25 protein-coding genes and 2 pseudogenes are annotated in these 23,896 nt (G+C 61.5%); 8 read left to right on the top strand and 19 right to left on the bottom strand.

Annotation, left to right across the window (positions count from 1 at the left end; translation table 11 throughout):
• Positions 1 to 5 precede the first annotated feature (5 nt).
• The 3 genes from ACZRN6_RS26675 (at position 6) to ACZRN6_RS26685 (ending at position 2,847) form a co-directional block, all read left to right on the top strand.
• Complete coding sequence (locus ACZRN6_RS26675) at positions 6 to 881, top strand: urea transporter (RefSeq protein ID WP_464009233.1); 876 nt, start codon at positions 6 to 8, stop codon at positions 879 to 881.
• Positions 882 to 912: 31 nt separating this feature from the next.
• The gene (locus tag ACZRN6_RS26680) at positions 913 to 1,737 is read left to right on the top strand and encodes an ion transporter (RefSeq protein ID WP_322146548.1); all 825 of its coding nucleotides are present in this window, start codon (positions 913 to 915) and stop codon (positions 1,735 to 1,737) included.
• A gap of 105 nt (positions 1,738 to 1,842) precedes the next feature.
• On the top strand, positions 1,843 to 2,847 hold the full coding sequence (locus tag ACZRN6_RS26685) for a sulfate ABC transporter substrate-binding protein (RefSeq protein WP_322146550.1): 1,005 nt from the start codon (positions 1,843 to 1,845) through the stop codon (positions 2,845 to 2,847).
• Between the two features lie 113 nt (positions 2,848 to 2,960).
• On the opposite strand, the gene ACZRN6_RS26690 is transcribed toward ACZRN6_RS26685, so the two are convergent.
• On the bottom strand, positions 2,961 to 3,575 hold the full coding sequence (locus ACZRN6_RS26690) for a DUF5666 domain-containing protein (protein WP_464009234.1): 615 nt from the start codon (positions 3,573 to 3,575) through the stop codon (positions 2,961 to 2,963).
• A gap of 176 nt (positions 3,576 to 3,751) precedes the next feature.
• Between ACZRN6_RS26690 and ACZRN6_RS26695 the strand changes: the two genes are divergently transcribed.
• Positions 3,752 to 4,948: an MFS transporter gene (locus ACZRN6_RS26695; RefSeq protein WP_322146554.1), complete on the top strand. Its 1,197-nt coding sequence runs from the start codon at positions 3,752 to 3,754 to the stop codon at positions 4,946 to 4,948.
• A 6-nt stretch (positions 4,949 to 4,954) separates the two neighbouring features.
• On the opposite strand, the pseudogene ACZRN6_RS26700 reads toward ACZRN6_RS26695, so the two are convergent.
• Together ACZRN6_RS26700 and ACZRN6_RS26705 are read right to left on the bottom strand one after the other, a co-directional pair.
• Positions 4,955 to 5,239: pseudogene (locus ACZRN6_RS26700) on the bottom strand (type II toxin-antitoxin system HicB family antitoxin); the annotation flags it as partial.
• Between the two features lie 91 nt (positions 5,240 to 5,330).
• Positions 5,331 to 6,434 carry a cytochrome P450 gene (locus ACZRN6_RS26705; RefSeq protein ID WP_464009235.1) on the bottom strand — a complete coding sequence of 368 codons (1,104 nt, stop codon included), beginning with the start codon at positions 6,432 to 6,434 and terminating at the stop codon, positions 5,331 to 5,333.
• 73 nt (positions 6,435 to 6,507) lie between these two features.
• Between ACZRN6_RS26705 and ACZRN6_RS26710 the strand changes: the two genes are divergently transcribed.
• Positions 6,508 to 7,200: an ArsR/SmtB family transcription factor gene (locus tag ACZRN6_RS26710; RefSeq protein WP_464009236.1), complete on the top strand. Its 693-nt coding sequence runs from the start codon at positions 6,508 to 6,510 to the stop codon at positions 7,198 to 7,200.
• Between the two features lie 28 nt (positions 7,201 to 7,228).
• Here the strand turns inward: ACZRN6_RS26710 and ACZRN6_RS26715 are convergent, their stop codons facing one another.
• From ACZRN6_RS26715 to phnC, 14 genes are all read right to left on the bottom strand, one after another.
• Positions 7,229 to 9,208 (bottom strand): M10 family metallopeptidase C-terminal domain-containing protein, encoded by a 1,980-nt coding sequence (locus ACZRN6_RS26715; protein ID WP_464009237.1) that lies wholly within the window; start codon positions 9,206 to 9,208, stop codon positions 7,229 to 7,231.
• A gap of 211 nt (positions 9,209 to 9,419) precedes the next feature.
• A complete protein-coding gene (gene phnP, locus ACZRN6_RS26720) occupies positions 9,420 to 10,169 on the bottom strand; it encodes a phosphonate metabolism protein PhnP (RefSeq protein WP_322146562.1) in 750 nt (249 codons plus the stop codon).
• Positions 10,160 to 10,723 carry a phosphonate metabolism protein/1,5-bisphosphokinase (PRPP-forming) PhnN gene (gene phnN / locus ACZRN6_RS26725; RefSeq protein ID WP_464009238.1) on the bottom strand — a complete coding sequence of 188 codons (564 nt, stop codon included), beginning with the start codon at positions 10,721 to 10,723 and terminating at the stop codon, positions 10,160 to 10,162. The genes phnP and phnN overlap by 10 nt, the downstream gene beginning before the upstream one ends.
• Positions 10,723 to 11,868 (bottom strand): alpha-D-ribose 1-methylphosphonate 5-triphosphate diphosphatase, encoded by a 1,146-nt coding sequence (locus ACZRN6_RS26730; RefSeq protein ID WP_464009239.1) that lies wholly within the window; start codon positions 11,866 to 11,868, stop codon positions 10,723 to 10,725. Before ACZRN6_RS26730 ends, phnN begins: the two co-directional genes overlap by 1 nt.
• Positions 11,858 to 12,577, bottom strand: a complete 720-nt coding sequence (gene phnL, locus ACZRN6_RS26735; protein WP_464009256.1) for a phosphonate C-P lyase system protein PhnL — start codon at positions 12,575 to 12,577, stop codon at positions 11,858 to 11,860. Before phnL ends, ACZRN6_RS26730 begins: the two co-directional genes overlap by 11 nt.
• A complete protein-coding gene (gene phnK, locus ACZRN6_RS26740) occupies positions 12,577 to 13,386 on the bottom strand; it encodes a phosphonate C-P lyase system protein PhnK (protein ID WP_416152136.1) in 810 nt (269 codons plus the stop codon). The genes phnL and phnK overlap by 1 nt, the downstream gene beginning before the upstream one ends.
• Complete coding sequence (locus ACZRN6_RS26745) at positions 13,347 to 14,213, bottom strand: alpha-D-ribose 1-methylphosphonate 5-phosphate C-P-lyase PhnJ (RefSeq protein ID WP_322146569.1); 867 nt, start codon at positions 14,211 to 14,213, stop codon at positions 13,347 to 13,349. Before ACZRN6_RS26745 ends, phnK begins: the two co-directional genes overlap by 40 nt.
• Positions 14,206 to 15,282 carry a carbon-phosphorus lyase complex subunit gene (locus ACZRN6_RS26750; RefSeq protein WP_322146571.1) on the bottom strand — a complete coding sequence of 359 codons (1,077 nt, stop codon included), beginning with the start codon at positions 15,280 to 15,282 and terminating at the stop codon, positions 14,206 to 14,208. Before ACZRN6_RS26750 ends, ACZRN6_RS26745 begins: the two co-directional genes overlap by 8 nt.
• The gene (phnH, locus tag ACZRN6_RS26755; RefSeq protein WP_464009240.1) at positions 15,282 to 15,872 is read right to left on the bottom strand and encodes a phosphonate C-P lyase system protein PhnH; all 591 of its coding nucleotides are present in this window, start codon (positions 15,870 to 15,872) and stop codon (positions 15,282 to 15,284) included. The genes ACZRN6_RS26750 and phnH overlap by 1 nt, the downstream gene beginning before the upstream one ends.
• The gene (phnG, locus tag ACZRN6_RS26760; RefSeq protein WP_464009241.1) at positions 15,872 to 16,309 is read right to left on the bottom strand and encodes a phosphonate C-P lyase system protein PhnG; all 438 of its coding nucleotides are present in this window, start codon (positions 16,307 to 16,309) and stop codon (positions 15,872 to 15,874) included. Before phnG ends, phnH begins: the two co-directional genes overlap by 1 nt.
• 11 nt (positions 16,310 to 16,320) lie before the next feature.
• Positions 16,321 to 17,025 carry a phosphonate metabolism transcriptional regulator PhnF gene (gene phnF / locus ACZRN6_RS26765; RefSeq protein ID WP_464009242.1) on the bottom strand — a complete coding sequence of 235 codons (705 nt, stop codon included), beginning with the start codon at positions 17,023 to 17,025 and terminating at the stop codon, positions 16,321 to 16,323.
• A gap of 36 nt (positions 17,026 to 17,061) precedes the next feature.
• Positions 17,062 to 17,844, bottom strand: coding sequence for a phosphonate ABC transporter, permease protein PhnE (gene phnE / locus ACZRN6_RS26770; RefSeq protein WP_464009243.1), 783 nt, complete (start codon positions 17,842 to 17,844; stop codon positions 17,062 to 17,064).
• A gap of 144 nt (positions 17,845 to 17,988) precedes the next feature.
• Positions 17,989 to 18,990 (bottom strand): phosphonate ABC transporter substrate-binding protein, encoded by a 1,002-nt coding sequence (gene phnD / locus ACZRN6_RS26775; RefSeq protein ID WP_322146581.1) that lies wholly within the window; start codon positions 18,988 to 18,990, stop codon positions 17,989 to 17,991.
• Between the two features lie 32 nt (positions 18,991 to 19,022).
• Complete coding sequence (gene phnC, locus ACZRN6_RS26780) at positions 19,023 to 19,856, bottom strand: phosphonate ABC transporter ATP-binding protein (protein ID WP_322146583.1); 834 nt, start codon at positions 19,854 to 19,856, stop codon at positions 19,023 to 19,025.
• A gap of 368 nt (positions 19,857 to 20,224) precedes the next feature.
• Between phnC and ACZRN6_RS26785 the strand changes: the two genes are divergently transcribed.
• Entirely contained in the window at positions 20,225 to 20,635 is a 411-nt protein-coding gene (locus ACZRN6_RS26785; protein ID WP_464009244.1) for an NUDIX hydrolase, read from the top strand.
• 174 nt (positions 20,636 to 20,809) lie between these two features.
• On the opposite strand, the gene ACZRN6_RS26790 is transcribed toward ACZRN6_RS26785, so the two are convergent.
• Positions 20,810 to 21,706 carry a LysR family transcriptional regulator gene (locus ACZRN6_RS26790; protein WP_464009245.1) on the bottom strand — a complete coding sequence of 299 codons (897 nt, stop codon included), beginning with the start codon at positions 21,704 to 21,706 and terminating at the stop codon, positions 20,810 to 20,812.
• 135 nt (positions 21,707 to 21,841) lie between these two features.
• Between ACZRN6_RS26790 and ACZRN6_RS26795 the strand changes: the two genes are divergently transcribed.
• Positions 21,842 to 23,041 carry an MFS transporter gene (locus tag ACZRN6_RS26795; RefSeq protein WP_464009257.1) on the top strand — a complete coding sequence of 400 codons (1,200 nt, stop codon included), beginning with the start codon at positions 21,842 to 21,844 and terminating at the stop codon, positions 23,039 to 23,041.
• Between the two features lie 9 nt (positions 23,042 to 23,050).
• Positions 23,051 to 23,107, top strand: a pseudogene (locus ACZRN6_RS26800) (bacteriocin immunity protein); the annotation flags it as partial.
• Positions 23,108 to 23,495: 388 nt separating this feature from the next.
• Here ACZRN6_RS26800 and ACZRN6_RS26805 read toward each other — a convergent pair.
• Positions 23,496 to 23,888: a hypothetical protein gene (locus ACZRN6_RS26805; RefSeq protein WP_322146589.1), complete on the bottom strand. Its 393-nt coding sequence runs from the start codon at positions 23,886 to 23,888 to the stop codon at positions 23,496 to 23,498.
• Positions 23,889 to 23,896: the final 8 nt, after the last annotated feature.

The raw sequence follows: 23,896 nt of genomic DNA on the forward strand, positions 1-23,896 counted from the left end.
CTACCATGCCCAACCAACCCTGCCCCGACTGGGCCGAAGCCCTGCTCAACGGCTTCAGCCAAATATTCCTGCAGCGCCACCCGCTGTGTGGCCTGCTCTGCCTGCTGGCGATCCTGATCGGCGCCCCGGCCCTGCTCGGCGGCGCACTGCTGGGCGGCGTCGCCGGCTTGCTGACCGCCCAACGCCGCGGCTATCCCAAGGCCGAGCGCCAGGCCGGCTTATATAGCTACAACGGCATACTGCTCGGTTTGTTGATCAGCCAGCACTTCACTTGGTCGGCACTCTTGCCACCGTTGATCCTCGCGTGCGGCGGTCTCAGTGCAATCCTCACCCGCCAGTGGCTCAAACGCGCCGCCAAACCTGATGACCTGCCTGCCTACACTGCGCCCTTTGTGGTACTCGGCTGGCTGCTGCTCGGCACATCCACACCCGCCGCCTTTGCCGCCAGCGAACCCGATACCTGGGCGCTGCTCTGCGCGCCCTTCACAGGCCTTGCCCAAGTCATCCTGCTGAACCAACCCCTGGCCGGCCTGTTGATCGCCCTCGGCTTGCTGCTCGCCAGCCGCCGCGCCGCAGGGTGGGCGCTGACCGGCGCCAGCCTGGGTGTGCTGGTCGCCCTGCTGATGGACGAACCCGCCAGCGCCCTCCTCGGCCTGCACAGCTATAACCCGGCGCTGGCAGCCCTGGCCCTCAGCCAGCATCGCCGCCAACCCTGGCTGCCGCTGACAGGTATTCTGCTGGCGATCATCCTCACCCCGGGCTTCACCGGCCTGAACCTGCCCGCCTTGACCGCTCCGTTTATTCTCGCCACCTGGCTGGTGCGCGCCGGCCATCGGGTGATGCACAAAGCCCGCATGGACAGCCCGTTCGAATCCCCCTAGGCTTCGCTGATCTTCGATTCAGGCGACTTCCATGGACAGCAACAAGCACTGGCGTGAACGTCTCTACGTCATGGTTTTCCAAAGCGACACCCCGGCCGGTCGACGCTTCGACAGCACCTTGCTGCTGATCATCCTCGCCAGCCTGGTGATTGTGATCCTCGACAGCATCCAGGCGGTCCACGACAACTACGCGAATGTGCTGGCCTATATCGAGTGGGGCTTTACCATCATCTTCGCCATCGAGTACGGGCTGCGGCTGTATTGCTCGCCCAAGCCGTTGCGCTACGCCTTCAGCTTTTATGGGCTGGTGGATTTACTGGCGATCGTGCCCGGGATTTTGGCGCTGTATTACAGCGACGCGCAGTACCTGCTGATTATCCGGATCATCCGGATGCTGCGGATCTTTCGCGTACTCAAGTTGAGCCCCTATTTGAAACAGGCTAATTACCTGATGTCGGCGCTGCGGGGCAGCAAGCAGAAGATCGTGGTGTTCTTGCTCAGCGTCTGCACCCTGGTCACGGTGTTCGGCACCTTGATGTACGTCATCGAGGGCCCGGAACATGGCTTTACCAGCATTCCCAAGGGCATCTACTGGGCGATCGTCACCCTGACCACCGTGGGGTTTGGCGATATCGTGCCGAAGACCCCGCTGGGCCAGGTGATTTCGTCGCTGGTGATGATCACCGGTTACTCGATCATCGCCGTGCCCACCGGGATCTTTACGGCCGAGCTGGCCAACGCCATGCGTGGCGAGCAACTGCAAACGGATTGCCCCGTGTGCAAGAAAGACAGCCATGAGCCCAATGCTGCGTTCTGCTCGCGTTGTGGCAATGGGCTTTTCAAGAAAGTGGAATAAGCAAAGTTCTTTTTAATCTTTAAGCGACTATGCACCCCCGGCTATAGTCGCTGGCATATTGCCCCTACATCGTCGACAACCTTCTCGAACAACAAGGAATGAGCAGTGAAAAAACTCGTTAGCGCCTCTCTCCTGGCCGCCGGCCTCGCACTGGCGGGCGCGGTCCAGGCCGCCCCGGTTACCCTGCTCAACGTCTCCTACGACGTGATGCGCGACTTCTACAAAGACTACAACGCCGCCTTCCAGAAGCACTGGGCGGCCGAGCACCCGGACGACAAGCTGACCCTGCAGATGTCGTTCGGTGGTTCGAGCAAACAGGCGCGCTCGGTGATCGACGGCCTGCCGGCTGACGTGATCACCATGAACATGGCCACCGACATCAACGCCCTGGCAGACAACGGCAAACTGGTGCCGGACAACTGGGTCACCCGCCTGCCGAACAACAGCGCGCCGTTCACCTCGGCCACGGTGTTTATCGTGCGCAAAGGCAACCCGAAAGCCCTGAAAGACTGGCCGGACCTGCTCAAGGATGGCGTGCAGGTCATCGTGCCCAACCCGAAAACCTCCGGTAACGGCCGCTACACCTACCTGTCGGCCTGGGGTTATGTGCTGAAAAATGGCGGTGACGAGGAGAAAGCCAAGAAATTCGTCGGCGACCTGTTCAAACACGCGCCCGTGCTGGACACCGGTGGCCGTGCCGCCACCACCACGTTCATGACCAACCAGATCGGCGACGTGCTGGTAACGTTTGAGAACGAAGCGGAAATGATCGCCCGTGAATTCGGCCGTGATCAGTTCGAAGTGATCTACCCAAGCGTCTCCGCTGAAGCCGAGCCGCCGGTGTCTGTGGTCGACAAGGTTGTCGAGAAGAAAGGCACCCGCGTGGCTGCCGAGGAATACCTGAAGTACCTGTGGTCGCCGGAAGGCCAGGAAATTGCCGCCAACAACTACCTGCGTCCACGTGACCCGAAAGTGCTGGCCAAATACACCGACCGTTTCCCGAAAGTCGACTTCCTGTCGGTCGAGAAGACCTTTGGTGACTGGCGCACCGTGCAGAAGACCCACTTCAATGATGGCGGGGTTTTTGACCAGATCTATTCCGGTCAATAAACCGCTCTAAGTGTAGGAACTGGCTTGCCGGCGATAGCATCACCTCTGTGTAACTGATACACCGAGGTGCCCGCATCGCCGGCAAGCCAGCTCCTACATTTGTTTGAGTGCCGTTACATCGGCGGTGTCACGCCATCCTTACCCGCAGAAATTGCCTGGGCCGTCACGCTTCCGTCCGCGTCCTTCGCCGCAAACATCACCACCTTCACCCCCGGCTTGAGCAAGCTGCGATCACCCGGTTCCAGGTTGACGATCGGCACATCTTCCGGCACCACGATCTTCTGCTCGCCGCCCTTGTACTTCACGGTCAACGTGCGGCCATTGCTCACCACCAGGTCACCCACGGTGCCGTTGGTCATGCTGCTGCCTTCCTTCAGGTCGAACGCCCGGTGCCCGTCGCCGGTACCGGCCATGGCCGGTGGAAACACGTGCACTTCCAGCGCCGTCAGGGTGCCATCGGCATTGGGCATGGCCGCCGAACCGATATAACTGCCAGGCTTGATGTCTTCAATCCTGGCCAGGGTAACGGCGCGCACCAGGGTGTCCTTGGTCAGGTGCACGGTGACGTCTTCACCGCTCTTTACCTTGACGTGCATCGCATCGCCGTCCATCGCGGTGATTGCGCCCCGCACGCCCACGCGTGGAGCATCCTGGGCCTGGGCAACGCCCACGGTCATCAGTGCGGCCAGGCTTGAGGCCAGGAACATTTTGTTGAATGTTGTCTTCATGGCAGTCGATTTCCTGTTTTTGCAGTTGTGACTGAATGTATCATCGACCATCAGCCCGAACGTTAACGTTTCAGTCATTAATTCCCGGCATGAGTGTTATCACGGTAAACGGCCTACTCCCCTCCTGGCCCAATCATTATTCTCGCTCGCCTTTCCTTCGCTTTTATGAGAACGCCATGAACGCCACGCCCCACGCTACAAACACCATGACCCGAGGCATGGTGATGCTGTTTGCGTTCTGTTGCGGCGCCATCGTCGCCAACATCTACTACGCGCAACCGATCATCGAGCTGATCGCCCCGGACATCGGCCTCACACCGGCCATGGCCAGCCTGATCGTGTCCCTGACCCAGATCGGCTATGCACTGGGCCTGTTCTTCCTGGTGCCATTGGGCGACCTGCTGGAAAACCGCCGGCTGATGATCATCACCACCGTGGTGGCCATCGCCAGCCTGCTGGGTGCGGCGTTCACCGAACAGCCGAACCTGTTCCTGCTGGTGTCGCTGCTGATCGGCTTCAGTTCAGTGTCGGTACAAATCCTGATTCCGCTGGCAGCGCACCTGGCGCCGGCTGAATCCCGTGGCCGGGTGGTCGGCAGCATCATGGGCGGTTTGCTGCTGGGTATCCTGCTGGCGCGGCCCGTGTCCAGCGTGGTGGCAGACCACTTTGGCTGGCGCGCTATGTTCATGGCGGCCGCCGCACTGATGGCGTTCATCAGCGTGGTGTTGATGCTGACTATCCCCAAGCGCCAACCGGATCACTCCGCCAGTTACCGCCAGTTGCTGGGCTCGCTGGGCACCTTGCTGCGTCGCCAACCCGTACTGCGCCAGCGGGCGTTTTACCAGGGCTGCATGTTCGCCACCTTCAGCCTGTTCTGGACCGCAGCCCCGCTGGAGTTGTCCCGCAACCATGGCCTGAGCCAAAGCCAGATCGCCCTGTTTGCCCTGGTGGGTGCCCTGGGCGCCATCGCCGCGCCCATTGCCGGGCGCCTGGCGGATGCCGGTCACACCCATCGCGCTTCATTGCTGGCGATGTTGTTTGCCGCACTGAGCTTCCTGCCGGCCTTCGTGCACCCGCTGTACAGCGTGATCGGCCTGGCGGTGACCGGCGTGGTCCTGGACTTCTGCGTGCAGATGAACATGGTCCTTGGCCAGCGCGCCATCTACGCCCTCGACGCCAACAGCCGCAGCCGGCTGAACGCGCTCTACATGACCAGCATCTTCATCGGCGGCGCCTTCGGCTCGGCGATTGCCAGCAGCGTGTATGAACATGGCGGCTGGCTGGGCGTTATGCTGGTGGGCAGCGCATTCCCGCTGGTGGCGTTATTGCGCTTCCTGAGTGCATCGCGGCAAGTGGCAGTTGCAACCGCCTGATCAAGCTTACAACCGCACCAGTTTCTCCAAAGCCGCATCCGCCAGAAATGACGAGCGGCTTTTCACTTTATGCTCGCGCACGTAACGATCGATACGCTGGATCACATAGCCGGGCAAGGTCACATTGACCTTCTCGGTCTTGCCCAGATACGGCGAGATATCGAGTTCCAACATGCCCCAGCCCATGCCCGCGTATTCCTCATGATCGTGGTGCGCGGCCACCGACGTTGGCATCGGAATCACCCGGCCTTCTGCCGCGATCTCCTGCAACAGGATGTGCGCCACTTCAACCTTGCTCCGGCCTGAATAAAAGTAACTCTAGAGTTATCTTTACTCAGGCACAGAATTCGCGGGTCTGACTGACGGCCGGTTTACTGGATGTTTAAAAGCAAGGGATGCGGCCGTTAAGCGACGGCCGATAGCTGAATGCAAGAGAACCCGCGAGCGTCGCTGGCTGAAGACTCAGCAGCGCTCGAATAGCATGCGCGGCGATGTTCAAGGCAAGGTGCTGCCCTGGGCACTGATGGTGCCCGGCACCAAAACTGAAGAGTCGCCGCTGGGTTCGCTCAAGCAAAAAACTATCAGGAGCCGGGTTCGCCGCCGGGTCCCGGTTGGCCGAAGCCAGCAGCACCAGCACGGTATCTCCAGCCTCCAGAATCCTGTCACCGATTGTGCAGCGCCTGGCCACAAATCGCCGGGTGTTTTGCACTGGCGAATCGTAGCGGGCTACCTCCTCTACCAACGCACCGGCGAGGGTGGGCGTGCGCTGAATTTCTTCAAGCAGCCCAGGCCGTCGATGCAGTGCAACCAGCGTATTGCCGATCAACCCCGCGCTGGCTTCGCAGGTCTGTGAGAGCAGCCCGATCAGGTTCGCGATCAGTGCCTCAGGGTCTTGCCACTCGCTGGCTTCGTAGCGGCGGCGGATGTGGGCCCGCAACGTTGTGTCCTCCAACACTGCGCTGAAAACTTCCCGCAGCCGGCTCGCACCGGCATTGGCATCACGCAGCCGGGCGTCACTGCTGAGGGGCGAAAGGCAGGCAACAAAGTCCCGCGTCAGCCCAGCGACTTCTTGCAGATGTTCGCGAGGAACGCCCAACAGCGACGCGATCACCGACACGGGAAACGTAAACATGAACAGGTTCAGGTTATCGACGGGCCCGATGGCCTGCGCCACAACATCCGCAATGTTCACCGTGGCCAGCGCCGGCTCGATTATCGCCCTGGGGCACCGATGACCTGCGCCATCATTCATACGCATCAACGCTGCAAAAACCCGTCCCGCTGCGCTGCCTGCAATAGACGAAGGCACTGGTTCATGCAACGGACGCACACGACAGTCAGGATGCGCCAGAACGGCCTCGACCCTTCTGGCAGTGCTGGCTATCCATAAGCCGAGACCTTCATCGAACAGCAGTTCGTCGTGGCGCCTCAGGCGTGCGTAATAATCATAGGGGTCTTGATGGGTAGCGGCTTCCAGCGGTGTCATTTCATACGTCCTGTGCAATAGAAGCGCTACTATCGGCCACCGCCCATGGCAACGATTCGTTCAGGAACGAAGTATGAATGCTCACAACGATGACTCTGCCATTTCCAAGGTAGCCGGTGCGATTGCTGAACCGGCGAGGACCAAAATGCTCTGCGCGCTGATGGACGGCCATGCGCGCACGAGCACTGAGATGGCGGTGATTGCCCAAGTCAGTGCTTCCACCGCCAGCGCCCACCTGTCCAGGCTCAAGAAAGACGGGCTGGTCAAACTGCACACCCAAGGCCGGCATCGCTACTACAGCCTGGCGGGCCCGCATATCGCGCTGGTGATTGAGGCGTTGATGGTGATCAGCCAAAACGCCTCAAGCACGTTTGTTGCAACCACGCCCAGCCGATTGCAGTTCGCCCGGACCTGCTACGACCACATGGCCGGGACGTTGGCAGTACGGCTGCATGACCATTTCATCGAGTCTGGCTGGCTGATCGGCGACGGAACCTACCAACTCACAGCCGACGGCGAAAAAGCGATGTCTGAATTGGGTATTGATGTGGACGTGCTTCGCGCCCAGCGGCGTCGTTTTGCGTGTTCGTGCCTGGACTGGAGCATGCGCCGCCCGCACCTGGCCGGCGCGTTGGGAGCGGCTTTGCTGCAAAGCATCATCAACCGCAAATGGGTCACCCAGGACCTGGATAGCCGAGCCCTTGGGCTAACCCCCAAGGGACGCAAGGAACTGGCTTGCCGATTCGGGATTGAAGCGAGCACGTAGAGCGCACGCCAGGCCTGGCGCCGCCTTGTTATTTAACCGACAAACCGACCACATCTGAGGGTTTTACCAGGCGGGTGCTTTTAACAAGGAAGTCCGTGCGGCGGTTTCCGGTGAGGTCCACGCCCACGAAGAATCGATCACTCTGCTGATTGTATTTCACCACCGTATCGCCAATACGGCCGGTATAGGTATCTACCAGTCGCAAAGATACGTTGGCCTCGGCCTTCAAGGCGCGTAGGTCTATCCGGTCTCTGCCACTCACAAAGTCCATGATCATGTCCGGGTTGTCATAGTGTGAGTCACTGGCGGCCGTATAGATGAACGTGTTCGCACCACCCACCCCCCAAAGCGTGTCGCCGCCTGCGCCGCCGATGATGTCGTTGTTGACACTGTTGCCAATCATCAGGTCGTTACCGGAGCCGCCGATGCCGCTCTCTACGGTGGTGTTTCTGTCGATCACAACATTGTCTAGCTGGCCCCCCACGCTGGAGGCGGCCCCAGCACGCAGGTCGACTCTCTGGGCTTGTTTAAACCCGGAAAAGTCCAACGTGTCGTAACCGTGGGAGTCTTTTACGGTAAACCTTGGGGCACCGCTCCCGGGTACCAGACTCATGGCCGGATTGCAGGTGTTGGAGTTGAAGCCGTAGACAGTGTCGAAGTTGAATTCGTCGGGTTCTGGCGTTACCTCTGCCTCGGGTCCCGGCTCCGGTGTTAGTTCTGGATTCGTCACTGCCGGATTGGAGGGCCCACCGGTTAAAACGTCGCCCCGCCGAACAGCCCCGTGGCTTTTGATGAATACGTCGGCGATGCCGTTACCCATCACGTCAAGGCTAAGGCTGCCCTGGCCGGTTGAAGGGTTGTGACTGAGGATTATCTCACCCGGCCGACCGGTAAAACGCTCCACGACATCCAGACTATTAAGGTTGGCCTTTTTAAGCACGCCCGAGAGGTCAATCTTGTCCGTGCCACTGGTGAAATCAAGAATTTCGTCCGGCCACTTGAGGGTGGATTCATCGACCTCGTCGTAGACAAAAACGTCTTCGCCGCCGCCGCCCGTTAATTTATCTGCGCCGCCACCGCCCTTGATCCTGTTGCCCATTTGATTGCCAATCACCACATCGTTACCGGCCCCACCGATGCCGTTTTCCACGGCAACCCCCTTGGCGATGGCGACATTCCCTCGCAGCCCTCCCACATCGGAGAACGCTTCAGCGTTGAGGTTGATCAACTGGTGCTGGTGAAAGCCCGAAAAGTCCAACGTATCATTGCCGCCTCCATCCCAGACGGTAAATACCGGCTCATCCCTTGGCGAGTTGAGACTCAAGTGCTTACGATCAGTATTGGAGTTGAAGCCATAAGTAGTATCCGTGTTGCGCGTCTGCAGATTGGAACCGTAGAGTTTCTGAATAGCCGCAATATCATCCTTCATAGGCACTGACGGTTGGTTCCATTTAAAATCATGAGCAGCTTGTTTGGTTTCAGACCAGTAGCTCATGACACTATTAGCCTTAGTGTCCTGTACATAGGCTGAACGTTCATAGGTAGTCGCACTTTCGTAATCTGCCGGATGGTCAAGGCCCAGCGCGTGCCCCAACTCATGAATGACCACCCTTGAAAAGTTATCTCCCTGGCGTGGATTAGAGGCATTTCTGGTTCCGATTGTTGCTGTAACATCGCCGTAATATTCATTAGGAAGTCCCGCCAACCCATCGTTAGTGTTGGGGTCTGCAATGATATTTAATGAACCGTCCACACCGGTGGCGTTCTCTTTAAACTTGATATTGGTCACGTCCGACCAGGCTTGCAAGGCCATGCGAATGGACACTTTCTGTTGCGTAGAAAAGCGTTCATCCATTGTAAAGGACAAATCAATTTTCTCATCGCCGTTACGGTCGTGATGGCGAAAGCCTCCGCGTAAAAGTTGCGTGGCCGCTTGATCCGTTGTGAAAGAAGGTTTTACGTCAGAATGTCGGGTGTGAGAATCAGCAAAGAAAGCAGCAACTTTCATACAACAATATCCTTTCGAAATATAATATATCAGCCTATGGGAAGACTTATCGACACGGCCAATTCCTATTCCGCCGCCGAACTAAAATCCCACATGAAAAAACATCACACAAGACCCTATATTATTTCCGATTAAATATTGAAACTTCAGAATTCCAACACTTATAAAGCACATATAAAGTTGCTAAAAATTCATGGACCTGGACGTTTGGCTACAGCACCCGGCCGTCCCAGGCAACCGTCACATGCCGCGGCAACTCCCGCCGATGCTGCAACAACCACGCATCCAGCGTGTGCCCCACATGGGTCAGCACCCCCAATTGCGCGCCCACCTCCTCAATGCACTGCAAGGCCAGCGTCAGGTCATTGTGATTGCGCGGTGCCTGCGGTTGCGGCGGCATCGAGCAATCAAGCACCAGCACATCCAGCGGCTCGCGTTGCAGCCAGTCGCGGGTGGCGGGCGGCAGGCCGACGGTGTCGGTGAGGTAGGCGATACGCCGCCCCTCGCCCTCCAGCAAATAACCCAGCGTAGGCTTGGAATGCAGCAGCGGTAATGCCGTGACGTTCAGCTCACCAAACCGGCGGGTTTCAAACTCGCCGAACGGCTGGCTGAAATCCAGGATGCCGGGGTGCTTGTACAGGTCCGACAAACCTTCGGGATCCACCGGCCCATGCACCGGGATCACCAGCCCTTGCCCCCAGCGCAAATGCAGCAAACCTTGCGCATGGTCGGCGTGGTAGTGAGTCTGAAGAATCCCGGTGAAACTGCGCGGCGGGAAACGTTCGGTGAGGTCGGGCAAGCCGCTGTCGATCAACCAGCGCTGGTCGCCGCACTCAATCAACGCGCTGCACGGGCGGCGGCGCAGGCTCTGGTCACTGCGCGCCAGGCCACAGGCGGCGCACTCACAGCCATACACCGGGACTTGCCGTGCATCGCCGGTGCCCAGCAGCGTCAGGCGCATGCCGGTTGCCCATCGAGGCAGCCCAGCAGGCGCTCGACCGTGTGTTCCAGTTGGCCGGAGTTGTCGAGCAGCAAGACATCTGGCGCAGTGCTCAAGCCTTCAGCGAACCGCGCATTGCGCGCCAGCCGCAGATCAATATCAACCAGGGATTCACGGCCGCGCGCCAGCAAACGCTGGCGCAAAACACCTTGGTCCACGGTCAGCAACACCACCAGCAGGTTGGGGTAACGCAGCCGGGTTTGCTCCAGATGGCCGCGAGAGCCGTTGACCAGCACGTCGTGCCCCGCCGCCAGCCACTCGTCGACTTCCCGGGGGATGCCATAGGACAACCCGTTGGCGTGCCAGCTGAGGGTAAACGCGCCCTCGGCCTCCATCGCGGCAAACTGCGCCGGGCTCACGCCCTGCGCGGCTTCCCCTACCGCTTCCGCCGAACGGGTGATGACCCGCCGCACAATGCGGCAGCCACGCTCGGCCAAACGTGGGCGTGCGGCATCCAGCAGGCTGTCCTTGCCCGAACCCGATGGCCCGATGAGATAGATCAACCTGCCCGCCATCAAAACACCCTCTTCGCTTGTCGCCAGACTTGTTGGACCACTGGCAGTCCGTCGCGGCTCTTGGCTTGCACCAGGTCGGCCCGCAGGCCCATGGCGATTTCACCGCGATCGCTCAGGCCCGCGGCTTGTGCGGGCGCCAGGCTGATCATCTTGACCGCCCGCGAAAGGTCGCCGCCGTCTTGTTGATCGGCCAGCACGAACGCCGCCTGCAACAGGCTGGCCGGGTAGTAGTCACTGGAAAGTATATCCAGCAATCCCTCGGCAGCCAGGCCGGCGGCGGCCACATTACCCGAGTGGGACCCGCCACGCACCACGTTCGGCGCGCCCATCAGAACTTTCATGTTCAGTGCCTGGCAGCCGCGCGCCGCTTCCAGGGTGGTCGGGAATTCGGCGATGGTCATGCCGTAGCGCGCCGACTCCTCGACGTGCGCCAACGTTGCATCGTCATGGCTGGCCACCGACAGGCCGCGTTCCAGGCAATGCTCGACGATCGCGGCGCGGTAGCGGTCGCTGTACTCCTTCGAGTTGGCCATTTGCAGCACGATGAACGCGTCCATGGTCTCGTCGTTCAGGTGGTACTTGCCCATGTAGTACTCACGGTACTTGGATTCGAGCACGAACTGGCGCTGGCCCGGCGAATGGTCCATCACCGACACCAGGCGCACCAGCGGGTTTTCCACCAGGTCGCGGAACACGCTCAATGTGTCCGGGTGGCACAGCTCGCACCGCAGGTGCAGGTGGTGCTCGGCACGGGTCAGCCCAGCGGCTTCGGCCGAGGCAATGGCGTCGAGCATTGCCGGCAGTTTTTTCATGCGGTTGCCCTTGGGATTCACATCGCCGATGGACACCGCGTCGAACACCGTGGTGATGCCCGCCGCGATGATCTGCGCGTCATGGCTGAGTACCGCCGAGGTCGACGGCCAGTCTACGCCTGGGCGCGGGGTCATGTGTTTTTCCAGGTTGTCGGTGTGCAGTTCCACCAGGCCGGGCAGCAGGAAATCACCGCCCAGGTCCTGCGCCTGAGGCAACTGGCTGCGGCCTTCGGCGATGTCGACGATCAGCCCGTCGCGCAGCACCACGCTGCCAAGGAACATCCGGTCAGCCGTCACAAGTTGAGCATTACTGAGGATCTGTTCAGCGGGCATGGGCGTATTCCTCTTGGGCAACAGGCGCGGGGGTCATGTCGAAATGGCGGTCGGCGACCGCTTCACGGGCGGCGCGGTCGTGGAAGATGCCAATCAGCGCCGCACCGGCGGCCTTGGCTTCGTTCATCAGTTCCAGCACCACCTGGCGGTTGCTGTCGTCGAGGGACGCGGTAGGTTCGTCCAGCAGCATCACCGGCCAGGCCACCATAAAGCCGCGGGCGATGTTGACCCGCTGCTGCTCGCCGCCGGAGAACGTACCGGGCGCCAACTGCCACAGGCGTTGAGGGATGTTCAGGCGGGTCAGCAGATGTTCGGCGCGTGACTGTGCATTGGCCTTCGACCAGCCACGGGCCAGGGCGGGCTCCATCACCACATCCAGGCAAGCCACACGCGGGATCACCCGCAGAAACTGGCTGACGTAACCCAAGGTCTGCTGGCGCACCTGCAGAATGTCGCGCGGCTGGGCGCCGACCAGCTCCAGCCACTCACCGGCATGCTGCACACGGATGCTGCCGCCCGCCGGTAGGTAGTTACCGTACAGGGTGCGCAGCAGCGTGCTTTTACCCGCGCCGGACTGGCCGTGCAGCACCAGGCATTCGCCGCCCTTCACGCTGAATTCCACCCCGCGCAGCACGTTCAGCACCACGCCGTTCTGCTGGTGCAAGGTGAAGGTTTTCGAGAGGTCACGGACCTCGATCAAGGCATTCATCATGGCTGCAATACCGAAGACACCAGCAGTTGAGAGTAAGGGTGCTGTGGATCGTCGAGGATCTGGTCCGTCAGCCCGGTTTCCACCACCCGCGACCGGCGCATCACCATCAGGCGGTCAGCCAGCAAGCGCGCCACAGCGAGGTCGTGGGTCACAATCACGACTGCCAAATCCAGCTCGCGCACCAGGCCGCGCAGCAGGTCGAGCAAGCGCGCCTGCACCGACACGTCCAGGCCGCCGGTGGGTTCGTCCATAAACACAAGGCGCGGGCTGGAGACCAGGTTGCGGGCGATTTGCAGGCGCTGTTGCATGCCGCCGGAGAAGGTCCGGGGCAAGTCGTCGATACGCTGCGGGTCGATTTCCACCTGGCCCAGCCAGTCGATCCCGGCGCCGCGCAGTTGCTCATAATTGCGTACGCCCTGGGCCATCAGGCGCTCGCCGATGTTGGCGCCGGCAGAGACGCCCATGCGCAAACCGTCCCGTGGGTTTTGCTCGACAAAGCCCCATTCGGTGCGCAGCAGAGTTCGGCGTTCGGCTTCGCTGGCGCTGTACAGGTCCAGCCACTCGCCGTCCTTGCCGCGATAGCCGATGTGCCCGGCCTGCGGCGGCAAGCGCCCACTGAGCAACGAGAGCAAGGTGGACTTGCCCGAGCCGGACTCGCCGACAATCCCCAGCACTTCGCCGGGGTACAAATCGAAGCTGACGCCTTGGCAGCCCTTCTCTTCGCCGTATAACAACGACAGGTCACGCACGTGCAAAAGAGGCTGGCTCACTGGTTGTTCTCCTTCACCCGTTGGGCGCAGTACCAGGTGTCGGAACACACAAAACTCTGGGTACCGGCATCGTCCAGAATCAGCTCATCGAGGAACGATTCATGGCTGCCGCAGATCGCGCAGTTGTGTTCCCACTTCTGCACTTCGAACGGGTGGTCTTCAAAGTCCAGGCTGGTGACCTGGGTGTACGGCGGCACCGCGTATAAGCGCTTTTCGCGGCCGGCACCGAACAGCATCAACGCCGGGCTCATGTCGAGTTTGGGGTTGTCGAATTTCGGGATGGGCGATGGGTCCATCACGTAGCGTTCATCCACCATCACCGGGTAGGCGTAGCTGGTGGCGATATGGCCAAAGGTCGCGATGTCTTCGTAAAGCTTTACATGCATCACGCCGTAGTCATTGAGGGCATGCATGGTGCGGGTCTCGGTTTCCGACGGCTCGATAAAGCGCAGCGGCTCCGGGATCGGTACCTGGTAGACCATGATCTGGTTGGCCTGCAACGGGGTCTCCGGGATGCGGTGGCGGGTCTGGATCACCGTGGCGTCCGGGGTGCTTTCAGTGGTGGCGACGCCCGCGGTACGCGCGAAAAAGCGGCGGATCGACACGGCGTTGGTGGTGTCGTCGGCGCCCTGGTCAATGACCTTGAGCACGTCATCAGCCCCCAGAATCGCGGCGGTCAGTTGCATGCCGCCGGTGCCCCAACCGTAAGGCAGCGGCATCTCGCGGCCACCGAACGGCACCTGGTAACCGGGGATCGCCACGGCCTTGAGCAAGGCGCGGCGGATCATGCGTTTGGTCTGCTCATCCAGGTAGGCGAAGTTGTACGCCGGGTCGCGCGCGGGTGCTTGAGTCAGGTCATTCATGGCGGGTGCCCTCGGCCGGTTGGCGCAGTTTGCGGATCAGTTCCAGCTCGGACTGGAAGTCCACGTAGTGAGGCAATTTGAGGTGGGAAACAAAGCCCGCCGCCTCGACGTTGTCGCAGTGCGACAGCACGAATTCTTCTTGCTGGGCCGGCGAGACGATCTCTTCGTTGAACTCGTTGGCGCGTAGCGAGCGGTCCACCAGCGCCATGCCCATGGCCTTGCGCTCGGCATGCCCGAAGGCCAGGCCGTAGCCGCGCGTGAACTGCGCCAGCTCGGTGGCCGAACCGACGAACTGGTTGACCATCTCGCACTCGGTGACTTCGATGCTGCCCAGGCAAACCGGGAAACCCAGTTCTTCAGGGTCGATCCACACCTCCACATCGCCGATGCGAATCTCGCCGGCGAACGGGTGGTTGCGGCCGTAACCGCGTTGGGTCGAGTAACCCAGCGCCAGCAGGAAACCTTCATCACCACGGGCCAGGGCTTGCAGGCGCTGGGCGCGGTTGGCCGGGTATTCCAGCGGGTCGCGGGTGATGTCGGCGACGCTGGCGGTGTCGTCGGATTCGTTCTTGATCAGGCCTTCCTTGGCCAACAAGCCGAGCACCCGAGGGCACGGTTCAAGGGTGGCATCCGGCGTGGTTTGCGGGCCTGGGTATTCACCGTCGGCCAGCAGCGCGAAGTCCAGCAGGCGATGGGTGTAGTCGAAGGTCGGGCCCAGCAATTGCCCGCCCGGTACATCCTTGAAGGTGGCCGACAAACGCCGACTGAGCACCATCTGCGCCGTATCGATCGGCAGGCTCGGGCTGAAGCGCGGCAACGTGGTGCGGTAGGCCCGCAGCAGAAAGATCGCTTCCACCAGGTCCCCCGCCGCCTGCTTGATCGCCAGTGCGGCCAACTCGGTGTCGTACAGCGAGCCTTCGCTCATCACCCGGGCGACCGCCAGCGGCAGTTGCTCGCGGATCTGCTCCACGCCAAGTTCTGGAATGGAAGTATCGCCCCGGCGTTTTTTTGCCAGCAGGCGGTGGGCATTGTCGATGGCCTGTTCGCCACCCTTGACGGCTACGTACATCAGGCACGCTCCTGTGCAATTCGGGTACTGCGTGGCAGGCCGATCAGGTGATGGCCGGCGGCGAACAACACGTCCAGGCCACGGGGGAAGGTTTCGCGACGTTCACGTTCCAGCCAGAACGCCTGGGGCACCGGCACGTTGACCTGGCGATGGGTCTTGATCCCCGGGCCGCGCCAGTTCAAGCCGCGACCGGCCTCCAGGTCGGTCAACTGGACCAGCAAAGTGCAGGACTGATCCGGGTAGCGGTCGTTGCCGTGGCCGAATCCGCTGAGGTCGAGCAGGTCCTGCTCTGCGAGCAAGGCAAACGTGGCTTCTTCCCGGTTGGCGGTCAGCGGGCAACCGCAGTGAAAGGCCAAATTGGCGCGAATCAGCGGCGTGTCGAACCCCGGCGCGAGCCACAGCGGTGTGTCCACGTCCAGCAGCGCCAGGCACAGCGCGTAGGTGGCCGGAGCCAGGCCTTCAAGGCTCGGGGCGGCGGGCAAGGACTGGATCAAACCAGGCTCGGCGAGGGCCTTGAGCGCCCCACGAAAACCGCGTTGGGCGTCCAGCACCGGGTCCACAAACGCCGGTTGCAACAGTTGGGCATTCATCAGTTTTCTCCTCGAACCAGGGTGAAGAACTCGACCTTGGTGGCGGCGGTGTCGGCCTCTTTTTGCGCCCGGCGTTCGGCCTGGGCGTTGGCCAGTGCGCCGATCAAATCGCTGACCCAGATACTCGGGTGTGCGCCCTGCAAATGGGCGTCGGCCAGCGCGGCCAATTCGGCGTGGACCTTGTCGCGCCCGGCCAGGTAGCTGTAGCCGGTACGGCCGTCAGCCAGGCGCACCACGCAGCGGGTCACGCTCATTTCGCCGACGTTGAACGGCGCACCATTGCCGCCCATGCGGCCGCGTACCAGGGTCATACCGATTTCCGGGGCGCGGATCAGTTGGTAATCCACATCGCGCAGGGCGTCTTCATGGGGCAGCAATTCACTGCGAAAGGCGCGGGCGAGCACGCCGATCCAGTGTTGACGCGGGGACAGGTTCATCGGGGTCTCCATCAGGTCACCACTTGGTACTGGAAGCGATCCGAACGGCTGGTGGACTGCGCCAGCTCCACCGGGCGGCCGTCGCGATCGCGGGAAAGGGTGAATACGGTGAGCGCCGGCAAGTGCCGGGGCATCATCAGCAGCGCGGCTTCGTCGCGGTTGGGCAAGCGCGCGCCGATCAGGCTTTGGGTGCGGGTCAACGGCAGGTCGCGCTCACGCAGGTACTGGCGCAGAGAGCCACCGTTGTAGTCCGCCAGCAGCGGCGCATGGCTGGCGCAGTAGCGATGGCGAATCAGGCTGACGGGCTGGTGGTCGAGCTTGCGCAGGGTTTGCAGCTCGATCATTGGCGCCATCTCGGCGATGCCCAATTGCTGCGCTTCATCGCGGCTGGCGAAGCAGTAGCGGCGCTTGAGCAGAATCGCTTCCACGCCCACGCCTTGGGCCGACAACGACTGGCTGTAGGAGGTCTCGGGGCCCATCGGGTATATCAACGGGCGGTCCAATACCTGGGTGCCTTTGCCCTGGCGGCGCAACAGGCTGCCTTCGAACACCAGCTCATCGATGGCGCGGCGCAAAGTGTGGCGGTTGACGCCAAACCGTTCGGCCAACTGCACCTCGCCCGGCAGGAAGTCGCCGGCCTGGTAGCTGCTGAGTTCGCGGCGCAGGATGTCGGCGAGTTCGCGGTACACCGGCTCATCTTGTCTAGACAACTGCATGCTTAAAAAAAAGCGCCCAGGGGCACCCCTCCGTCGTCAGATGAACTGCTTGCGCAGGCGTTGGGACAGCACGTCGATACAGCTCACCACCACGATGATCACCAGCAGCACCGCGCAGGTCTGCACGAACTGGAAGGCGCGGATGTTTTCCCACAGGATCACGCCGATCCCGCCGGCACCGACCATCCCCACCACCGTGGCGGAGCGCACGTTGGCTTCGAAGCGGTAGAGCGCATACGAGACCCACAGCGGCATCACTTGCGGGATCACGCCGTAGATCACCTCTTGCAAGGCACTGGCGCCGGTGGCTCTTACGCCTTCAACCGGGCCGGGGTCGATGGCTTCGACGGCTTCGGCGAACAGCTTGGCGAGGACGCCGGTGGTGCTGATCCACAAGGCCAGGACACCGGCAAAGGGACCGAGGCCGACGGCGACCACGAACAACATGGCGAAGACCATTTCGTTGATCGAACGGAACGCATCCATCACCCGGCGCAGCGGCTGGTGAATCCACCAAGGGGTGATGTTGTCGGCGCACAGAATGCCCAGCGGCACCGAGCAGACAATCGCCAGCACCGTGCCCCAGAGGGCGATTTGCACGGTGACGATCATCTCCTTGAGGTAGGAGCGCCATTCGTGGAAGTCCGGCGGAAAGAAGTCGGCGGCGAAGGTCGCCATGTTTCCGGAGTCGCGGTACAGCGCCAGCGGGTTCATCTCGGCGCCGTGCCAGGCCCAGGCCAGCACGATCAGGAACAGGCCCCAGCCCAGATATCGCGGCCAAGTCCTTTTACCCACTGCTTCAGCATGCAAGGTAGTCATGGGTCACTCTCAATAAGTGTGTGGGCAAGGCTTATGTGGGAGCCGGGCTTGCCCGCGATAGGATCGACTCGGTTTTACTGTCAGACCGAGTTGCCTGCATCGCGGGCAAGCCCGGCTCCCACACAAGCCCGCGCCTACAGGGGGTTAGCCGTTGGCAGCGGTTTTTTTGTCCAGTTCGGTGATGCGCTGTTGCAGCTTCGCGAGGTCGGCGTCGATGTCGGCGAGCTTCTTGGTCTTGTCGGCCGCTTCCAGGTGGTCGTCGGCGCTGATGGTGGTGCGCTGCTTGAACAGCTCCAGTTGGCGGATCGGCAACAGCTGGTCGTCACTGGACTTGAGGAACTTGCCCAGTTGCATGTTCTTGAGCACGGCCTTCTCTTCGTCGGTGTCACCGTAGTGGGCGAAGAAATCGCGGATCTTGGCCTTCTCGCTGTCGCTCAGGGCCTTGCTCCACACCATCGGGTCGGCGGGGATCAGCGGCGACTTCCAGATCACCTTGAGCATTGCCGCTTTGTCCGGCTGAGTGACAGCCAGGCGATCCCAGCTTTCGGTGTTGAACGTGGCGACGTCCAACTGCCCCTTGGCCACGCTCAGTGCGTTGACTTCATGGCTGGAGTTGAGGGTGCGTTTGAAGGCGGTGGCGGCGTCGACATGGTTCTTGGCGAACACGTAGTAACCGGGTACCAGGTAGCCCGAGGTGGAGTTCGGGTCGCCGTTGCCGAAGGTCAGGTTCTTGGCATTCTTGAGCATGTCTTCAACGTTGTTGATCGGGCTGTCCTTGCGCACGATCAGCACGCTCCAGTAACCGGCGGCACCGTTGGCGGCGGCGGTCTGGGCGAAGATTTCGCCGTTGGAACGGTCCACCGCTTCCATCGCGGCCTTGTTGCCCAGCCAGGCCACGTCGACCTTGTTGAAGCGCATACCCTGGATCAGGCCGGCATAGTCGGAGGCGAAGGTGGCGTTGATGGTGAGGCCGGTCTTGGTGTGCATGTCATCCAGAAATGGCTGCCAGATGCTCTTGAGGTTCTGCGAGGACTCGGTGGACATGATGCCGAAATTGATCGCCTTGTCGGCGGCCTGGGCATTGCCCATGGCCACGCTGGCGAGCAAGACGGCGGACAGAAACACATGACCGATACGGTTCAACATGGAGAGGATTCCTGTGGGTCGTTAATAGGGTTTCAAGCGCGAGCCAGGGCCAGCCGTGCGGGGACGACGGTGGTGCGGGTCTGGTCGGAAAACATCAGGCTGGTGTCGACATCGGCACCGTACAAATCATTGAGGAACTGGCTGTTCAGCTCGCTTGCCTGCCCATCGAAATGAATCCGCCCGCCCTTGAGCGCCACGGCTCGCGGGCAATAACGCATGGCGTAATCGACTTGGTGCAGGGTGACCACCACGGTCTTGCCGTCGCGGCCGTTGATGTCGGCGAGGATCTCCATGACCTTGCGCGCCGATTCCGGGTCGAGCGAGGCAATGGGTTCATCGGCCAGGATCACTTCGGCGCGCTGGGTCAGGGCCCGGGCGATCGCCACGCGTTGCTGCTGGCCGCCGGACAAAGTAGAGGCGCGTTGTGCGGCCAGGTCCGCCAGGCCGACACGGGCCAGGGACTCCATGGCGAAGTGTTTTTCCTCGGCATTGAACAACCCGAGGTTGCCGCGCCAGCGCGGCATGCGGCCCAGGCAACCGAGCAGCACGTTGTCGAGCACGCTCAGGCGGTTGACCAGGTTGAACTGCTGGAAGATATAGCCGATGTCGGCGCGCAAGCGTCGCACCTTGCCATTCAACCGCCCGCTGGCCTGCACTTCCCGGCCCAGCACCTTGACGCTGCCGCCGTTGCTCTTGTCGCAACAGGCCAGGCCCGCGAGGTGGCGCAGCAAGGTCGACTTGCCGGAGCCGGAAGCGCCAATCAGCGCGACCATCTCACCGGTGCCAACGGTGAGTTCGAGGTCGACCAGTGCGGATTTTTTCGCAAAGGTCTTGTTCAGATGATCGACATGGATAGCTGGAGTCATGGGCTTCTCTGTCTGGTTGAACAGCCGTCCGTGGCTGCGTTTGAGTTCAAACGACAGTAGGCGCGGGAGGTGTCAGACCTATGACTTGCACATGACGGGAGTAAAACTGTTTGATGAAGGTTTGATGAAAGGTTGGAGCTGACGCTGAATACCTGACCTGTGGCGAGGGAGCTTGCTCCCGCTGGGCTGCGCAGCGGCCCCAAACCCGGGTGACACGGTCTGTCGGATGTGCTGAGGTGGCTGACTTGGGCCTGCTGCGCAGTCCAGCGGGAGCAAGCTCCCTCGCCACAAGGTCTTCACCCTGCATTGGAAATGTGCCGGACTGTGGTGCAATAGCTGGCTTCGAATAGGTGCAAGAGGGCAGTGTGATGGGAAAAGACAAGGCATGTCCGGTCGTTCTGCGAACCCGCCAATCCCTGGAAATCCTCGCCTTCAAACACCCATTGGCCGGTCTTCAACTGGTCAAGGGCAGCGTGGAGCCTGGCGAAAGCACCGACGCAGCTGCGATTCGGGAATTACAAGAAGAAGCCGGGATAACCGGCAAAGTGATACGTGACCTGGGCACTTGGCACTCAGCGTCCACGGGGCATACATGGGCCTTTCACCAATGCCAGGTCGCGGAAGAGCTGCCAGATACCTGGACGCATTTTGCAGAGGATGATGGCGGCCACGAGTTCCAGTTCTTCTGGCACTCACTGGCGGGCGAACCGTCAGAAGAGTGGCATCAGGTGTTTAAAGATGCCTTGAGTTTTCTAAAACCGCGCCTTGCCGAGATCTAACTACCAACATACATCCAATGTGGGCGCTGGCTTGCTGTGGTGAGGGGGCTTGTCCCCCGTCGGGTTCACTACAGATTGATGGGGCTGCTTCGCAGCCGAGCGCGGGGCAAGCCCGCTCACCACAGCAAGCCAGCTCCCACATTTTGATCTTCATCAGGTCCAAATTCGTCGGTGTTATTCGGCGGTGCGTGCCCGCAATCGCGGCATCACAAAATCCAGAAACGCCCGCAGCTTCAGCGGCAATGGCGACTGCCCTTTGTGCACCAGGCTAATGGGCAGCGGCGCCGACTCATACGCCTCAAGCACCACCGCCAGTGCCTCTTCCCGCACCGCATTCGCCACCTGATACGACAGCACCCGAATCACCCCAACCCCCAATGTCGCCGCCGCAATCGCCGCTTCCGCGGTGTTGACCGACAACCGCGAGTGCACCGGCACCGAGACCCCGGTTTTACCTGCGCCAAATCCCCAAGCCCCTTGCGACGCCAGCACTTCAAAGGTGATGCAGTCATGCCCTGCCAAGTCCTGAGGTTCAGCCGGTACACCGCGAGCGGCCAGGTACGCCGGGCTGGCACACACCACGCGCCGCACCGCGCCAACTTGCATGGCCTTGAGCGAGCTGTCGGGCAGCTCGCCAATCCGCACGGCCACATCGCAATGCTCTTCCATCAGGTGCACGACGCGGTCGGTGAGGATCAGGTTGATGTCGATCTGCGGGTACTGCGCGAGGAATTCCGCCACCAACGGCACGATGTGCAGCCGCCCGAAGACCACGGGCGCGGTGACCACCAACTCGCCCCGGGGCTCGGAATATTCGCCAGTGGCCGCGCGCTCGGCCTCGCTGATGTCTTCAAGGATGCGCCGGCAAGCCGCCAGGTAGGAGCCACCCGCATCGGTCAACGACAATTGGCGCGTGGTCCGGTGCAAAAGGCGGGTTTTCAAGTGCGTCTCAAGCTCGGCCATCTTGCGGCTGACACTGGCCAGCGGCATGTCGAGGCGCCGCGCTGCGGCCGTCAGGCTGCCCGCATCAACCACGGCAACGAAGATGGACATGGATTCAAGGCGGTTCATGGAAACCTATCAAATTCTGGAAGGATGATTCCAAATCCTAGGGGATTATCCTGCCAAGCGCGAGTGCGTAACGTTGGCCACTCATCTCCTTCCCGGAGATCTGCATTGAAGGAGAGCGCCGTGAGTGGCCTGCCGATGACATCCCAACCTTCCACAGCACCTGCGGTTGCGCCGCGCGGCAAGATCATCATGATGGCGGTGATCGCCGGCGCGGTGATTACCAATATTTACTGCACCCAGCCGATCCTGCCGCTGATCGCTTCGGACATGGGCGTGGACGTGACCACCGTCGACCTGGTGGCCGGTTCCGCCCTGCTGGGGTTTGCCACCGGTCTCGCGTTGCTGTTGCCGATGGGCGACCGCTTTGACCGGCGCAAGCTGGTGCTGGGGCAGATCGCGCTGGCGTTCTGTTTCGCCCTCGCGGCCGCGTTTTCACCAAGTATCTTGGCGTTGATCGGGGCGTCATTCGGCTTGGGGATTGTGAGCTGTGTACCGCAGCAACTGGTGCCGTTTGCGGCGGTGATGTCGCAGCCCCATGAGCGAGGGCGCAATGTGGGGACAGTGGTCAGCGGGATCATGGTGGGGATTCTGCTCGGGCGCACTATCGCCGGTGTAGTCGGTGAGGCTTATGGCTGGCGGGCGGTGTACGCGATGGAAGCGGCCTTCATGATTCCGGTGTGGATCGCTGCGGCCAAGCTGCTGCCACGGGGCGTGCCTAGCACCAATCTGTCTTACCCTCGCCTGCTGGCCTCGCTGTGGCCGCTGATGCGCGATAACAGCCCGATTCGCCAATCGATGATGGTGCAGGCGTTGTTGTGGGCTTGCTTCAATGCGTTTTGGGTGAATCTGGCGGCACTGTTGGCTCATGGGCCATGGCAATTGGGCAGCGCCTGGGCCGGTGGTTTCGGGATTATTGGTGCAGCTGGTGCGCTGGCCGCGTCCCTGGGTGGCCGGGCGGCGGACCGCATGGGTTCACGCACAGTGATTGGCGCCAGTATCGGCACCGTGACCGTGGCCTATCTGATGCTGGCGGGTGCCGAGACATCGCTTGTCTTGCTGGTGCTGGGGGTGATTGTGCTGGATATCGGCGTGCAGGCGGGGCTGGTATCTAACCAGACGCGAGCGTTTGCGGTGGACCCGAAAGCCCAGGGGCGCATCAACAGCCTGTACATGACCGCAACGTTTTTTGGCGGCGCGGTGGGTGCCACGGTCAGTGGCTGGTTGATGACGCGGCTGGGCTGGTCGGGGATTGTCGAGTTTGGTGTGGCGCTGGGGGTGATTGCTGGCGTGATCCATTGGCTGAGTGCGCCGCATCGGGCGCAAGCACGAGCGTAAGGCTGAACCAACACAGTAAAAGAATGGCGCGCAGCCAATGGCCTTCCGGGTTTCAAGGACAACTGATGTCCTACCTGCGGGAGCCTGGCTTGCCCGCGATGGCGGTGTGTCAGGGGGGATGCGCGACTGACACATCGCCATCGCAGCATAGGTGCTACACAAATCTTGCAAGCAGACCAAAGTCCTTTGTGGTGAGCGGGCTTGCCCCGCGTTGGGCTGCGAAGCAGCCCTAAAACCAGGCGCCGCACTTCGCCTGATACTCTGCGGCGCCTTATTGGGGCTGCTTCGCAGCCCAACGCGGGGCAAGCCCGCTCACCACAGGGGTACTGGGCAATCCTGGGAAAATGTGTGGGTACACACCGCTATCACAGGCAAGCCCACTGTTGAGCCTTGTTGTGGGGTAGGCCGTATTCCACATCAGCCATGAAAAAGGCGACCCGAAGGTCGCCTTTTTTTATTGCGCGTACTGCTTGCTCAACCCCGGCGGTACGCCATGGATATCGGTCTCTTCCCACGGCCCGTTGGGGCTGATGGAGCGGCTCCAGCCGTTGCTCCAGCGGTAGTAGGTGCGCTGGCGGTAAAACGTATCGTCCTGCTCGTCCAGCACGTACACCTGCATCTTGCCGTCCCAATGGCTCGCCGCACCTGGCGGCGGTGCGAAGGTCGGTGAAGAGCTAGGCACCGGTTTCGACGGCTTGATCACTGGCCCGGAAGGCTGGGTGCTCGGCTGGGTCGACGGCCCGGTGGGCGGGATGGTCGGCCCGGTAGGCGACGCAGGCCGCTGGACCGCACAAGCACTCAACCCCAGTACCAGGCAGAGCAGGGTGATACGCGCGATGGCGGTCATGGGCATTT

The organism is Pseudomonas sp. A125, assembly GCF_055409485.1.